Raw genomic sequence first — 13271 nt, 5'->3', positions numbered from 1 at the left:
TTTATTATTTTTTATGGTTAAAATATGCAGCACGCAAATAAATCAAAAGAAGAATTTTTATCAGAAATTTACAAAATAGTTGCGAAAATAAGATTGGATATTGGCCTAAATACCTCAGAAATTACAATTTCAGACCTTGAATTTAAAATTGATTCTGAAAATACTGATAATCTAATGTTAACGATATATACCCCAACAAGAACCGATAAATCGCTATTAATCGGGCCTGGCGGTTGGGTGATCGGAAAATTAAGAGAAGAATTAAACGATAATTTCGAAGAAAATTTAATTATCCGGGTAGAAAGCCATATCGATAGAAAAAAGGAACTTGAAACCCTTAACTATTCTGTTTCATTTTTAAAAGAAAAAGGGCTGGATATTTCAGTCAAAAAAGATGCTTTAGTCGTTGTGCAGTGCGAAAACGACCTTTCGGCGATTGATTTTATAAAAGAATATTTTAACCCGCATTTAATAATTTTTGACCTTGGAACCGCGATACTGCCCCACAAAAATAGAAACAGGACTGAAAAAGTGTTAAAAAATAAAAATGTAAAATACGAAATTTTAAGCCCGTATCTATTGAATAATAATCAGATAATCGATGCAATATCAAACGACCCTTGCGAAACCATCTGCAATAACCTAATTTCTGAAATGCTGCAGTATGCAAAAAATAAAAACATTGATGTTGTTATATTCAATCATTTTAACCAGAATTACAAATTAATAAATGGAATTCACGTACTAAATTTCTTAAAAATGTTTCCCGTTAAATTAAATTCATTGATACATAAGGGCAGAAGTTTAGACTGCCCCTTATTCATACAATCCTGCAAAAGAAACAAAATAACGAAAACATTTAAAGTAAAACAGATTGTTTCAGAAGTCTACAGCGGTCTCGTGGAACCCACTGAAGGTGCAGAAGAAATTATGAAATATTTAAAATAATATTTAAGGAGTGAAAAAATTGAGCGACAAAAAAATATTTCTTTTTGAGTTTACAGTTGGGACAGGACTCGTTCCCGATGAACTCCTTGCTGAAGGAAAATTAATGTTTGATATTTTATTAAATCAGTTTTTGAACGAAAATTACACTGTTAAAACAATACTGTGTGAAAAAATAGCTAAAAAATACCCGGAATATAATAAAATGGATAATTTAGAAGTAATTGTTTCGGATGACTACATAAACTCATTTATTTCGTGTTTAAAAGACTCTGATTTTGCACTTGCAATTGCGCCAGAAGAGGATATGATATTGTACAACCTAACTGAACTTATCGAAGAAAGCGGTTGTTTAAACTTAGGATGTAATAAATTAGGAGTAAAAATTGCAGGAGACAAATTTTTAACGTATGAAGCGATTAAAAATTTCGTAAATACTCCAAAAACGTATCCCATTAAAAAATACGTTGTTAAAAACAGGCTTGGATGCGATAGTACTCACGATACGTTTGATGAAAATTATATTGTACAGGAGTTTATTGAAGGAGAACCCTATTCTATTATTTTTATTGTAAAAAACAAAAAATTCTATTCCCTATGCATGAATAAACAGTATATTGAAGAGAGATACTGTGGAGGGGAAATAAATATTGATCATCCGTTAAAAGAAAAAGCAATCATAGAATGTAAAAAAACTCTCGAACAGATTGATGGAATTAACGGGTACGTTGGCGTAGATTTCATGATTGACGGGGAAAATATATCAATTCTTGAAGTAAATCCAAGGATTACAACTTCAATCTGCGGAATTAAATCAAAACCATCAGTTGGAAAACTTTTGATAGATAATGCGTTTGGAAAAGAGATAAAATTTGAAGCAGAATCCGGTTTAAAATTTAAAAGAAAGGATTTTGGATTTGAATTTTTATAATTTTTTTAAATTCTAAAAATTTAACTATTTTAAAATACAGATACATTTACGAGGGATAAATTATGAACATCGTAAAATCTGGAAAGTGCCTTTCATTTTTTGTTGAAGAATTTAAATTAGAAGTTGAATCCAAAAAAACTGAAAAAATAGTTTATCTTGGCTCAAAAGGCGTTTGTTTTTCAATGGCCCAACTTTTTGGATATTCTATTCGAAATACTGTAAAAAATCAGTACTTTGTTCCTGATGCTGAAATTGAAAATTCCGTAGAATATGAACTCACCGACATCGGATACAGGTTTTTCGGGCTTGAAAATAAAAAAAATCTGCAAAATCCAGATATTTTAGTAATAATGGGCGGAATTGCAACTAAACATTCAAAAACAACTGCTGATGAAGCAGACCGGGTAATTGAACGGTTAAATCCCGAAAAAATTATCGGGATAAGTATCTGCAACATATTTAAAGAAACCGGGTGGCTTGAAAAAATTAATTTTGATATGGTAATCGATGGAACTCTTGAACCAGTGACATCTTGGAAAAAAATAAATTTATAATATTTATCCCCGATATAACTTTTTTTAGGAAATTAACGCGATAAAATTGTCCTTTTTTTAAATATAACAGTAATTGGTATATATTATTTAAAAAAAATAATTATACGTTGAAATTAAAATTATATCGGGGTAAATTATGGGGGCACTTATAGAATATTTTGAATTAAAAGATGAAACCTGCCAGTTAAAAGAAGAAGTTTCAAAAGTATTGACAGATCGAAAACGAACTACATCTGAAAAAAAAGAGATTGTAGAGCGCTTGCAAAAGAAAATAAGGTCTAAAAATCAGAGAATTAGAACATTACACGACAAAATCTTAACTTACTACCTGTTTCCAGGGATTACTATTATAACAGTTGTCTTGGCATTTCAATTTTCCGAATATTTTAGGGAAACACTGATTGAAATCATTATGAAATTCATTTAATGCTTTTTTTATTTTGATTTATTTCGATTCATATTTAATAGAAAACGTACTATCATATGTTTATTAATTTTAAACAGTAATGGTGCCATATATGGATAAAAAAAGTTCAATTCCTGATGAAAAATTGTGCGAATTAATGGAAATCGTTGAAAAAAGGTACGGAAAAGTTCCATACATCATTGAAAAAATGAAAAACAATCCAAAACTCCTTGAATCAAAAATCAACTACGATGAAGCCGTTGTCGATAACTATAAACATATCGACCCAAAAACAGCCGAATTAATTTCTGTTGCTGTTGTTTCCGCTCTTGGCTGCGAACACTGCATTGAATTCCACATCGAAGCTGCGAAAAAAATGGGAATAAGTGAAGAACAGATAATGACTGCCGTTTTAATTGCTGGGTCATTATCAAATTCAGCAGTACTTTCAAAATCAACCCGTGCACTTCAAAAAGTAAACAATATGCTAAAATACGATGAAAACAGCCTCGACTGTCCAGAATGCAATATTTCGGGAATAAAATAATTTTTTTATTTATTTAGTTTTAAAATTTTAGATTTTTATATTTTTGAAAATTTTGCATCAACTACCACGTGCCATACTCCTGGAGAATACTTCTTTACTTTATTAATTTTATATTCATCCAAGTTATAACCGTTTTTCTCTGCGTGATACATTAAACGCTCGATTGGACGAGATTCCAATATATTTTCGTGAACTGTTTCGTGGTAGTGGATTACTCCTCCATTTTCACGAAGTATTTCAAAAGCTTTGTCCAAAAATTTATGCGTTTTTAAAACATAACCCATCGAAATCCTGTCTGCAATCTTTTTTAATGGAAAATTTCTATTATCTCCCAAAATCGGTGTTATATTTTCGAGTTTATTTAATTTTATATTTTCAGAAAGGTAATAATAAGAATCGGGATTTAATTCAAGAGCGTAAACCTGTTTAGGGTTTGAATATTTTGCAATAGGAATTGTAAAGTATCCAATTCCTGCAAACATATCAACAACAACTTCTTCGCTGTTTGAAAGTGTGCTTATTCGTTTTCGCTCTTTTAAATTCCCCATACTCCACATTACTTTTGATACATCGATTTTAAAAAGGCATCCGTGTTCTTTATTTATCGTTTCTGTTTCAGTTCCATGGATTAATTTTATTTTCGGAGTTCTCAAATCTCCCGTGATATAAGTATTATATTTTACAATAGTTTTACATTTGGTCTTTTCTACCAAATAATCGATTTCTTCGTCGCTTAAATTCTTTTTAACGATTAAAATATCGCCTATTTTTTGATATTTTGGTGTTTTAAATTCCATATTTTCACGTAAATTATAATTTAAGATTGAATTTCGATTTAAAAGATTTAAAAAAGAATTAATTATTTTCCAAGTGCTTCTGCAATTTTCAAGCCAAATTCTTTTGCAGCATCAGGATTTCTTCCAGTAATTACTTTTCCGTCCACAATTACTGCTTCATCAAGATAAATTGCCCCATTTTGCTGTAAAACTGCAATAGATTCATCATCTGGATATACTGTTGCTTTTTTACCGGTTAAAAGTCCTGCCTGTGCAAGAACTGCCGGTGAAATACATATTGCAGCTGTAATTTTTCCCTGTTTATTAAATTCTTTTAAAAGTTCGATTAATTCTTTGTTATTCCAGAGGTAATCTCGTGAACCTCCGCCCCCGACAATAACAATTGCATTGAATTCATCTGGATTAACTTGTGAAATTGTTTTTGTAGTTGTCACTACCCTGCCCATAACTCCCTTGTGCTGTCCAATGGTGGTTGAAACTACCTGTGTAGCGATATTTTTGCCCTGAAATACCTGTAAAGGTTCAAAAAACTCTTCATCCCTGAACTTTTCTGGTGCAATAACCATTACAATAGCCATGAAAATCCCTCCTTCTTCGTTTTTGATATTTAAACATATATACTTTAATTTATAAAAACGTAAATAATGTAAACTCATAACCTGTAAAAATTAATTATTCAAATTATTTGTGAAAAAATGAACAGTACTTCTTTAAAACCCGATTATAAAAAGTTAATAATTTCTATTGGATTAGACCTCGTTGGTATGGCAACATATTTAATTCCAGGACTTGGAGAATCAGGGGATATTGTATGGGCCCCGATATATGCCCTGATTATTAGGAATCTATACCATTCGTCAATTTTAGGATTTTTTGGTGGATTTGAAGAGATATTAATTGGAACAGATGCAATTCCTTCAGCAACGATATTTTGGATACTTGAAACATTTGGAATTATCAAAAATAAGGAATTTCAAGAAAATTACAAATGAAGGGATAGTTAATGGATACAATTTTTAAATATATCAATGAAAACTACTGCGATATTAAAAATAACGGCCTAAAAGTTGCAGAACTTGGAATTGGATTTTATTTTGATAATGCGAAAAAATTAAAAGATTCAGGTTTTGACGTGATTGTTATTGACATTAACAAAAATGCGGTATTAGAAGCAGAAAAAAACGGCCTAAATGCATTTTGTGATGATTTATTCAACCCAAATTTTGAAATTTATAAGAACGTCGGATTAATTTACTCATTTAGGCCACCAAGAGACTTACAGCCATTTATTTTAGAAATTGCGAAAAAAATAAACTGCAATTTAATTGTAAAAGCACTCAGCGGTGAAGAACCAGTTGATGAGTTGAAACTGATAAATTACAATGGAAAACCAATTTATATCTGGAAAAGGGATTAAAATGGATATTTTAAAAGAACTTCCCGTAACTGACAACCACATCCATATCGACCCCGTAAACGGCCTTGGACCCGAAAAAGTTGCAAAAACTTTTAAAAATGCAGGCGGTAACGTGATGATTATACCAAATAAACCTGCATTTAGTGCAGATTTAACTAAACCAATGGATGAAATGGCTTCAATCGTTGAAAAAGTAAGGGAAAATGGAATACGTGCATTTGGAATTTTAGGAGTTCACCCTGCTGAATTAACAGTAATGCTTAAATGTGGAATCGAACTTGAAACCGCGAAAAACCGCATGATTGATGCACTTGACCATGCGAAAAAATTGATTTTAGAAAATGACTGTTTAATTGGAATCGGCGAAGTTGGAAGGCCCCATTTTGAAGTTGAAGAACAGATATGGGATGTTTCAAATGAAATTTTAACTTATTCAATGGAAATTGCAAAAGATATTGACTGTGCAGTGCAGATTCATGCTGAAAGTGCTTCAAGAGCGCAGTTTAAAGAGTTTTCAGAAATGGCAAAATCAGTAAAACTTTCCCCCGAAAGAGTTATAAAACACCACTCTTCAGACATGGTTTTAGAAGGCGAAGAATTTGGAATTTTTCCGTCAATCGTTGCCTCAAAACCAATTGATACTGCAATTGAAAAATCTACACGATTTTTAATGGAAACCGATTACATTGATGATTTAAAAAGACCTGGAGTTGTTCTTGGAATAAAAACGGTTCCAAGAAAAACAAGGCAATTACTTGAAAACGAAATAATTGATGAGGAAATATGCTTTAAAATTCACAAAGAAAATGTAGAAAAAGTTTACGGAATTGAAATCGACTTTTAAAAAAATTATTTAAAAATAAATGATTTAAATTAGTCTACAGTTTTAACTGACTTTAAAACCCTGTAACCGCCAGATATTGTAACTGTTTGAACGTTCCCGAAAATTTCTTCCATGTATTTGGTAAGCGACTTTGCACCGTGTTTTGTTTGAATCACAACCCAGATTGACCCATTTTCTTTTAAAAGTTCGTGCCCTTCCGAAATAATTTTGTGTATTAAATCTTTTCCTGCTTTTATTGGTGGATTTGAAATAATCACACTGTATTTTTTAGATTTTACCTTTTCAAATAAATCCCCTTGGAAAACTTCCATGTTCTTTTCAGATTTTCCATTTAATTTTACATTTTTTCTTGTAAGGCTAACAGAACGGTTGTTTAAATCAGTCATTGTAACGGAATTAACTTCATCTGCAATAGAAATCCCGATAACCCCGTAGCCGCACCCGACATCTAAAACATCGTCGTCTTTTGAAAGTTCTAATTCATCTACGAGAATTATTGTTCCCTTGTCAATTTTTTTTGGCGAAAAAACTCCGCTATCCGTTACGAAAGAAAATTTTTTTCCCCTGAGAATTCCTGAAATTGTAGATTCATCGTGTTTTGAATCAGGATTTTCTGAAAAATAGTGCATAATATTTCAACTCTTGACTTTAGTATCCTAAATATTTAGGTATATTTTAAATATAAGATGTATATTAAATTTTATCTTCAATTGTATTTTGATTGTTCATGTTTTTAGTGGTGGTACTATGAATTTATTAACACTTTGGAATTTAGAGCGCGAAGATGTTTTAAAAATTATTGAAGACGCCGAATACTTTAAGAAAAATAGATACGGCCATGATTTACTCAAAAACAAAAGTATTGCATTGATTTTTGAAAGCCCATCTACAAGAACCAGAATGAGTTTTGACCTTGCGGTAAATGAACTTGGGGGGCATTCCTTGATGATGAATGAAGGAGAAATTCACCTTGGGAAGAAGGAAAGCATTGCGGATACTGCACGAGTTATGAGCAGGTTTGTCGATGCAATTGTCGCGAGAGTTAAAAATCACAAAACATTAGAAGACCTTGCAGAATACGGGAATGTTCCAGTAATTAATGCACTCTGCGACCTTGCACACCCATGCCAGATTTTAGCAGACTTACTAACGATGAAAGAAAACGGCAAAAACTTCAAAGGATTAAAATTGGCTTATTTTGGTGATGGAAATAACGTTTCAAATTCATTAATGATTGCAGGTGCAATTTTAGGAATGGACGTTGTTATTGCAACACCAAGAAGTTACGAACCAAGTGGACTTTTCGTTAAAAAAGCCCTTGAAATAATCGCGAAATACGGAGAAGGAAGTTTAACACTTACAGACAATCCAGAAATCGCTGCAAAAGATGCAGACGTGTTATACACTGACGTATGGATAAGCATGAGTGATAAAAATAAACAGATGGATGAAATTTTAAAAATATTCCCGAAATACCAGATAAACGCGGAAATTTTATCAAAAGCAAAAGACGATGCAATAGTACTGCACTGCCTTCCTGCAAACAGGGGACTTGAAATTACCGACGAAGTAATCGATGGAAAACAGTCCAAAGTATTTGACCAGGCAGAAAATAGATTACACGCTCAAAAAGCAGTGTTAAAATACATTTTTGAACACTGAATTCTTTTAATTCCCTTTTTTAATTTTCAAGCTTTTTAATTTTGCTTTTTTCTAATGTAACAGCTATTACAGAAATTAAAACTAAAACACTTCCAAACCCAATTTTAAAGCTCATCACTTCATTTAATAAAAATACTCCAAAGATTATACTCACTATTGGCTCTAACGTGCTTAATATTGCCGTATTTGATGGACCTATCAATTTTATTCCTTCCAAAAACGCGATCAGTGCCAAAACCGTACAAAATATCGAGATAATTCCAATTGACGCATAGCTTGAAAGTGCCATATTTAACGTTAATGTATTTGTAAATAACGCGTAGATAAAAAGTAAAACTGATGAGAAGATTGATAGGTAAAATATCGTTACATACGAGTCTATTTTTGAATAATTACATTTTCCAGCAGAAACAATATATCCTGCATAAACCAGACCAGAACCTGCTGCAAGTAACACCCCGTAAATATCAAAACCAGCGCAATTTCCACCAACAAGACAGTACATTCCTAAAAATGAAAAAATAAGTGCTAAAGCTTTGTTTACTCCCAAATTTTCCTTAAAAATGCTTATCATAATCAATGTAACCGTTACAGGGTATATAAAGTGCAGCGTGGTTGCAACACCTGTTGGAATATAATTATAAGCCTCATAGAGAAATACTGTATTTAAAGCGTACAGAAATGCACCGTAAAATAAAATTTCTAAAAAATTGTGCTTTGAAATCTTTAAATTTATTTTTTTAAATTTTAAAAATACATATAAAAGCAGTCCTGCAATCAAAAAACGAAACATCAACGTGGTAACTGCATTTGCCCCGCCATCATATGCAAATTTAGTTAAAAAAGGCATTATTCCAAATGCAACAGATGAATAAAGTGTATATAATGTTCCTTTTACCTTGTCCATGGTATAACTCGCGAATATCATTGATTTTAATGATAACTCGCTTTATTTATATAAACATTACTAAGTTGAAAAATTATTTTTCGTATGCATTGTTTAACTTTTTTTCAAGTTTAAATGAACATATCGAGACGATAGACACTAAAAATAAATATATGAGCCCTATTGTCAGGTATATCTCAAAAGGTCTTGATGTTCTTGTATATATCAGTTGCCCGATTCTCGTAAGTTCTGTAATTGCAAGAACGGATATTAAAGAACTCTCTTTTAAAAGTGACGAAAATGAGTTTACTAAGGAAGGAACTGTAATCCTGAAGGCTTGGGGGAGTACTATATAAATCATAGTTTCGACTTTGTTCATTCCAAGCGATTCTGCCGCTTCAAACTGGCCTGCGGGAACTGATTGTATTGCAGCACGTATTATCTCGGAAATATATGCTCCACCATTTAAAGAAAGACCGAGAACTGCTGAAAAAGTGCTTGACATTGCAATTCCTACAGATGGAAGCCCGTAATATATAAAAAACAGCTGGATTAAAAGAGGAGTCCCCCTGAAAACTTCGACATATATCATTAAAAACGAGTCCAACAATCTTGAGACATTCATTGCTCTTATAGAACCCACTAAAATTGCGATAATAACGGCCATCAAAAAAGACATCGTTGTTATTTTAAGAGTAACAAAAACCGCATCAATAATAAACGGAATATTATCAAAAATGATATAAAATTTCATAAAAACACCAAAATTAGTTTAAGTTTAGATAATTATTCTAAACTTAACCATTTTTCCCGTATTTCATCGTATTTTCCATTTTCTTTTATTTTTAAAAGCGCTTCGTTTAATTTAACAGTTAATTCCAAAGCACCGCCCTTTTGAACCATTACTATATCTGAAGATGAAACTGGCTCATCAAGAACTTTTAAATCAGGATATTCTGACATTTGAACTAATGCATAAGTGTATCCAACCACAACTGCATCAACACGGTTATTTTGTAAGTCGATAAAAGCTTCGTTATTGTAATTATATCTTTTTATCTCCCCTAATCCTGAAAGCGAATCTACTGCCTGTTCACTTCCAGTAGCCAATTGAACTCCGACTGTTTTTCCAGATAAATCTGAAACACTGTTTATTTCAGTATTATCTTTTTTTACAACAATTACGTCATTTAATTCATAGTAAACGTCACTCATTTCAACACTTTCAGCATAAGCCTCTTTTTTGGACATGCAAGTTATCAATGTATCGTAATCTCCTTTAGAAAGACCTCCAAAAAGTGCCTGCCAATCTGCATCAATAATTTCAACTTTAACACCAAGTTCTTCACCGAGTGCATTTGCAAGGTCTACGTCAAAACCTTCGATTTCCCCAGTTTTTTCATTTCTTGATTCAAATGGTGGCCACGCAGCACAAAGGCCTACTTTTAATACCCCACTTTCTTCAACATTTTTCCACGAAAGGTCTTCTGTACTTTGAGCTTCAGAATTAGAAACACAGCCTGAAAACATTAAAACTGTTCCAAGAAGTCCAATAATTAATATCAAAAACTTATTATCCATTTAATTATCACCAAATATGATTTTATGAACATTCATCTTAAATTGTATATCAAAATATTTATTAGTTGTTGAAATATTATCTAATAATTAATCAACATACTAATATTATTAATAGATAATAAAATAGAAAAAATAAAAATTAATAACGTATTAACAGTTGAAAAAATTGAAAAAAAGTTAAATAAATTTTTTTAAATATTTAAGAGAGTCTCCAATATTTTCTTCATCTATTGCAGCACATTTAAGTGCTATTTCATTTTCATCGAGTATTTTTAAAATTTCATCCATGAATACGCCTTTTTCGGGGACCATTTCTAATTTTTCAAGTTTTTCGGCCATATTTCCATTGCTCGAATATCCTCCCCATTCTTTTGAAGAACAGGTTTCGTTTATCCCGCAGCTTGGGCTTTTATCAATTCCTATCAAAAGGGATACTTCATAACCGTTTTTTATATAATCAAGAATTTGTTCTAAAACGGGCTGAAACAATTTTCTGGTTATTTTTCTGAAATGGGGCGTATCAAACTGTTCTTTTACATGCCCCCATCTTTTTATACCATATATTGCCATTTCAGGGCAGGGGAGCTGGATAATTCCAAAACCTTCATCCATTAAATAAGTTACAACATCTTTTAACGCACCGCCATATTCAGAAAGACCTTCGACCTTTGAATTACAGTTTAAAATACAGTGTGCAACAAGTGCTATTTTTTTGTTTCTTTTCATTGTATCATCTTTAAATTACGCCTTTTGTGCTTACAATCCCTTTTCTTTCATCTATCTGCGTTGCCATATCCATTGCTACTCCAAATGCCTTAAAGAGTGCTTCTACTTTGTGGTGCTCATTTTCACCAGTAACTTCAAAGTGCATATTTATTTTTGCATTGTTTGAAAATGACTCAAAGAAGTGTACCACGTTTTCAGTTGAAAAACTTCCTATTTTTTCGGTGTTTGGAGTGTAATTTCCAACAACATACGGTCTTCCGCCAATGTCGATAGATACCGTTGCTTTTGCTTCATCCATTGGAATTATTGCCCACCCAAATCTTTTAATATTCTTCTTTTCCATGTTATCAAATGCTTTTCCAAGAGCAATGCCGACATCTTCTACAGTGTGGTGGTCATCAACTTCTAAATCCCCTAAAACGTCTAATTTTAAATCAAATGCCCCGTGCTTAACAAATGACGAAAGAACGTGGTCAAAAAAAGGAACTCCTGTAGTTATTGCGTATTTTCCGGTTCCATCGATATTAAATTCAAGCTGTATTTTCGTTTCATTTGTATCTCGTTTTACTTTGAAGGCTCTCATATTATCCCCTGATTTTTGGCTAATAATATATAATATCCCGTTATTTATACTTTTAATCAAAAGCCCTGCTATGTAAACAGTTTAGTGTTTTAACTGTTCACCAACAATTTCATCGACTTTCTCCAAAAATTCAGTTAAATAGCCTTTCTGTATCGCTGCACCTGATGCAATATTGTGTCCGCCCCCATCTCCGCCAAATTCCCTTGAAACTGCCATTGCTTCTGAAAGGTTGAGTCCGCATTCGACGAGCTCTTTGCTACCCCTTGAAGAAACTTTATAAATTTCCCCCTGTTCATTAAATCCGAGCACAGGTTTATCTTTTACCATTAAAGCTGCCATTATTCCTGTTTTTCCTTTTTCCCCGATAAAATATTCAATATTATCCATCGAAGTTAATTTTACATTTTTTAACTCTTCGATTAGTTCATTTTTATATTCTCGATATAATTTTTCTCCATGTACAATGCACTCGTCGTCTCCAAGTAATATTCCAATTCCAACCGAAGTCATTTCTTTTCTACCACATGCATTCAAAACTTCTGAAAGGTAAAAAGCATCGTTTAATTTATGATTTATTTCGTACCTATCAACAATTAAATCGTCATTTTTGTTGAATTTTTTAAAACATTCGAGTAAATTTTCAGCTTCTTTTACGGTTAATCCTTTTTTTTCAGGATTTATTTTCAATTCTTCAAGAATTTCTTTTATTTTATTAATATTCCCCAATTCTCGAATGTAGGGCTGGGTTGAATAGTATATTGAACTTGAAATCGGTAAATTATAGCAGTTGTAAACTATATCTTTTATGACACTTAAATAACGATATTTTCTTGCTTCATTCAAGATATATTTGTTTAAACCGGTAAATGGAAGGTGCTGCATATCCCCTATAGCCCCAACAACTGCAATTGGTGCTAAATCGTAGTATCCAAACAATCTTGCAATTAAATAACATACTCCGCTTGCAGAAATCTCTTTTGCACCGTTTGCACCAAATAAGTGTGGATTTAACTGCAAAATATTTTCAACTTCAGTTTCTAACACTTCGAGAGGATGGTGGTCGAGAATTATCGCGTTAAATTGAAGATAATTTATCAATTCAATCTGGCCGCTCCCCATGTCACAAAAAATAAACAGTTTGTCATTTTCTTTTGACAGGTCTTCAAGGGATTCTTTTGACAGGTGTTCTAAAATAGTCATCTGCACATTTTTATTCAGCCTTATCAATGTTTTTAGCATTATTAAACCGGCAGTCAATCCATCAGGGTCGTGGTGCGTTACAATTCTTATGGGCCCTGCATAATTTTCAATTTTTTCTTTTATTTTTCCAGTAATCTGTTCAAATTTAGAAATATCTTCAATTGGGAGTATGTCCATAAAAATCACGTGAAA

At 32.1% G+C, this 13271-nt stretch carries 18 protein-coding genes; 9 read left to right on the top strand and 9 right to left on the bottom strand.

Annotated elements, in window-relative coordinates; translation table 11 throughout:
• Window positions 1-24 precede the first annotated feature (24 nt).
• From ACS5L2_RS02465 to ACS5L2_RS02445, 5 genes are all read left to right on the top strand, one after another.
• Complete coding sequence (locus ACS5L2_RS02465) at window positions 25-948, top strand: hypothetical protein (protein WP_459202185.1); 924 nt, start codon at window positions 25-27, stop codon at window positions 946-948.
• Window positions 949-967: 19 nt separating this feature from the next.
• The gene (gene mfnD / locus ACS5L2_RS02460; RefSeq protein WP_459202184.1) at window positions 968-1876 is read left to right on the top strand and encodes a tyramine--L-glutamate ligase; all 909 of its coding nucleotides are present in this window, start codon (window positions 968-970) and stop codon (window positions 1874-1876) included.
• A 62-nt stretch (window positions 1877-1938) separates the two neighbouring features.
• Window positions 1939-2430 carry a DUF2124 family protein gene (locus ACS5L2_RS02455; protein ID WP_459202183.1) on the top strand — a complete coding sequence of 164 codons (492 nt, stop codon included), beginning with the start codon at window positions 1939-1941 and terminating at the stop codon, window positions 2428-2430.
• A 136-nt stretch (window positions 2431-2566) separates the two neighbouring features.
• Window positions 2567-2857 (top strand): hypothetical protein, encoded by a 291-nt coding sequence (locus ACS5L2_RS02450; RefSeq protein ID WP_459202182.1) that lies wholly within the window; start codon window positions 2567-2569, stop codon window positions 2855-2857.
• Between the two features lie 91 nt (window positions 2858-2948).
• The gene (locus ACS5L2_RS02445; protein ID WP_459202181.1) at window positions 2949-3383 is read left to right on the top strand and encodes a carboxymuconolactone decarboxylase family protein; all 435 of its coding nucleotides are present in this window, start codon (window positions 2949-2951) and stop codon (window positions 3381-3383) included.
• A 35-nt stretch (window positions 3384-3418) separates the two neighbouring features.
• On the opposite strand, the gene taw2 is transcribed toward ACS5L2_RS02445, so the two are convergent.
• Together taw2 and ACS5L2_RS02435 are read right to left on the bottom strand one after the other, a co-directional pair.
• The gene (gene taw2 / locus ACS5L2_RS02440) at window positions 3419-4180 is read right to left on the bottom strand and encodes a tRNA(Phe) (4-demethylwyosine(37)-C(7)) aminocarboxypropyltransferase Taw2 (protein WP_459202180.1); all 762 of its coding nucleotides are present in this window, start codon (window positions 4178-4180) and stop codon (window positions 3419-3421) included.
• A 62-nt stretch (window positions 4181-4242) separates the two neighbouring features.
• Entirely contained in the window at window positions 4243-4758 is a 516-nt protein-coding gene (locus ACS5L2_RS02435; RefSeq protein ID WP_459202179.1) for a DJ-1/PfpI/YhbO family deglycase/protease, read from the bottom strand.
• Window positions 4759-4875: 117 nt separating this feature from the next.
• On the opposite strand from ACS5L2_RS02435, the gene ACS5L2_RS02430 reads away from it, so the two are divergent.
• From ACS5L2_RS02430 to ACS5L2_RS02420, 3 genes are read left to right on the top strand one after another with little or no spacing between them, the layout of a single operon-like run.
• The gene (locus tag ACS5L2_RS02430; protein WP_459202178.1) at window positions 4876-5172 is read left to right on the top strand and encodes a hypothetical protein; all 297 of its coding nucleotides are present in this window, start codon (window positions 4876-4878) and stop codon (window positions 5170-5172) included.
• Window positions 5173-5183: 11 nt separating this feature from the next.
• Window positions 5184-5597 carry a UPF0146 family protein gene (locus ACS5L2_RS02425; protein ID WP_459202177.1) on the top strand — a complete coding sequence of 138 codons (414 nt, stop codon included), beginning with the start codon at window positions 5184-5186 and terminating at the stop codon, window positions 5595-5597.
• A 1-nt stretch (window position 5598) separates the two neighbouring features.
• On the top strand, window positions 5599-6441 hold the full coding sequence (locus ACS5L2_RS02420) for a TatD family hydrolase (RefSeq protein WP_459202176.1): 843 nt from the start codon (window positions 5599-5601) through the stop codon (window positions 6439-6441).
• Window positions 6442-6470: 29 nt separating this feature from the next.
• Here ACS5L2_RS02420 and ACS5L2_RS02415 read toward each other — a convergent pair whose 3' ends face one another.
• The gene (locus ACS5L2_RS02415) at window positions 6471-7070 is read right to left on the bottom strand and encodes a class I SAM-dependent methyltransferase (RefSeq protein ID WP_459202175.1); all 600 of its coding nucleotides are present in this window, start codon (window positions 7068-7070) and stop codon (window positions 6471-6473) included.
• Window positions 7071-7188: 118 nt separating this feature from the next.
• On the opposite strand from ACS5L2_RS02415, the gene argF reads away from it, so the two are divergent.
• Complete coding sequence (argF, locus tag ACS5L2_RS02410) at window positions 7189-8103, top strand: ornithine carbamoyltransferase (RefSeq protein ID WP_459202174.1); 915 nt, start codon at window positions 7189-7191, stop codon at window positions 8101-8103.
• A 19-nt stretch (window positions 8104-8122) separates the two neighbouring features.
• Here argF and ACS5L2_RS02405 read toward each other — a convergent pair whose 3' ends face one another.
• The 6 genes from ACS5L2_RS02405 to ACS5L2_RS02380 form a co-directional block, all read right to left on the bottom strand.
• Complete coding sequence (locus ACS5L2_RS02405; protein WP_459202173.1) at window positions 8123-9010, bottom strand: DMT family transporter; 888 nt, start codon at window positions 9008-9010, stop codon at window positions 8123-8125.
• Window positions 9011-9083: 73 nt separating this feature from the next.
• Window positions 9084-9743 carry an amino acid ABC transporter permease gene (locus ACS5L2_RS02400; RefSeq protein ID WP_459202172.1) on the bottom strand — a complete coding sequence of 220 codons (660 nt, stop codon included), beginning with the start codon at window positions 9741-9743 and terminating at the stop codon, window positions 9084-9086.
• A gap of 32 nt (window positions 9744-9775) precedes the next feature.
• Window positions 9776-10570 (bottom strand): ABC transporter substrate-binding protein, encoded by a 795-nt coding sequence (locus ACS5L2_RS02395; RefSeq protein ID WP_459202171.1) that lies wholly within the window; start codon window positions 10568-10570, stop codon window positions 9776-9778.
• Between the two features lie 177 nt (window positions 10571-10747).
• Window positions 10748-11296, bottom strand: coding sequence for a CD3072 family TudS-related putative desulfidase (locus tag ACS5L2_RS02390; RefSeq protein WP_459202170.1), 549 nt, complete (start codon window positions 11294-11296; stop codon window positions 10748-10750).
• Between the two features lie 10 nt (window positions 11297-11306).
• Window positions 11307-11879 carry an imidazoleglycerol-phosphate dehydratase HisB gene (gene hisB, locus ACS5L2_RS02385; RefSeq protein ID WP_459202169.1) on the bottom strand — a complete coding sequence of 191 codons (573 nt, stop codon included), beginning with the start codon at window positions 11877-11879 and terminating at the stop codon, window positions 11307-11309.
• Window positions 11880-11960: 81 nt separating this feature from the next.
• Window positions 11961-13256, bottom strand: a complete 1296-nt coding sequence (locus ACS5L2_RS02380) for a DHH family phosphoesterase (RefSeq protein ID WP_459202168.1) — start codon at window positions 13254-13256, stop codon at window positions 11961-11963.
• Between the last annotated feature and the right edge of the window lie 15 nt (window positions 13257-13271).

Source organism: Methanococcus mangrovi (genome assembly GCF_054506835.1).
The sequence above is the reverse complement of the archived record's forward strand: the minus strand, read 5'-3'. Positions and strand labels throughout refer to the sequence as shown.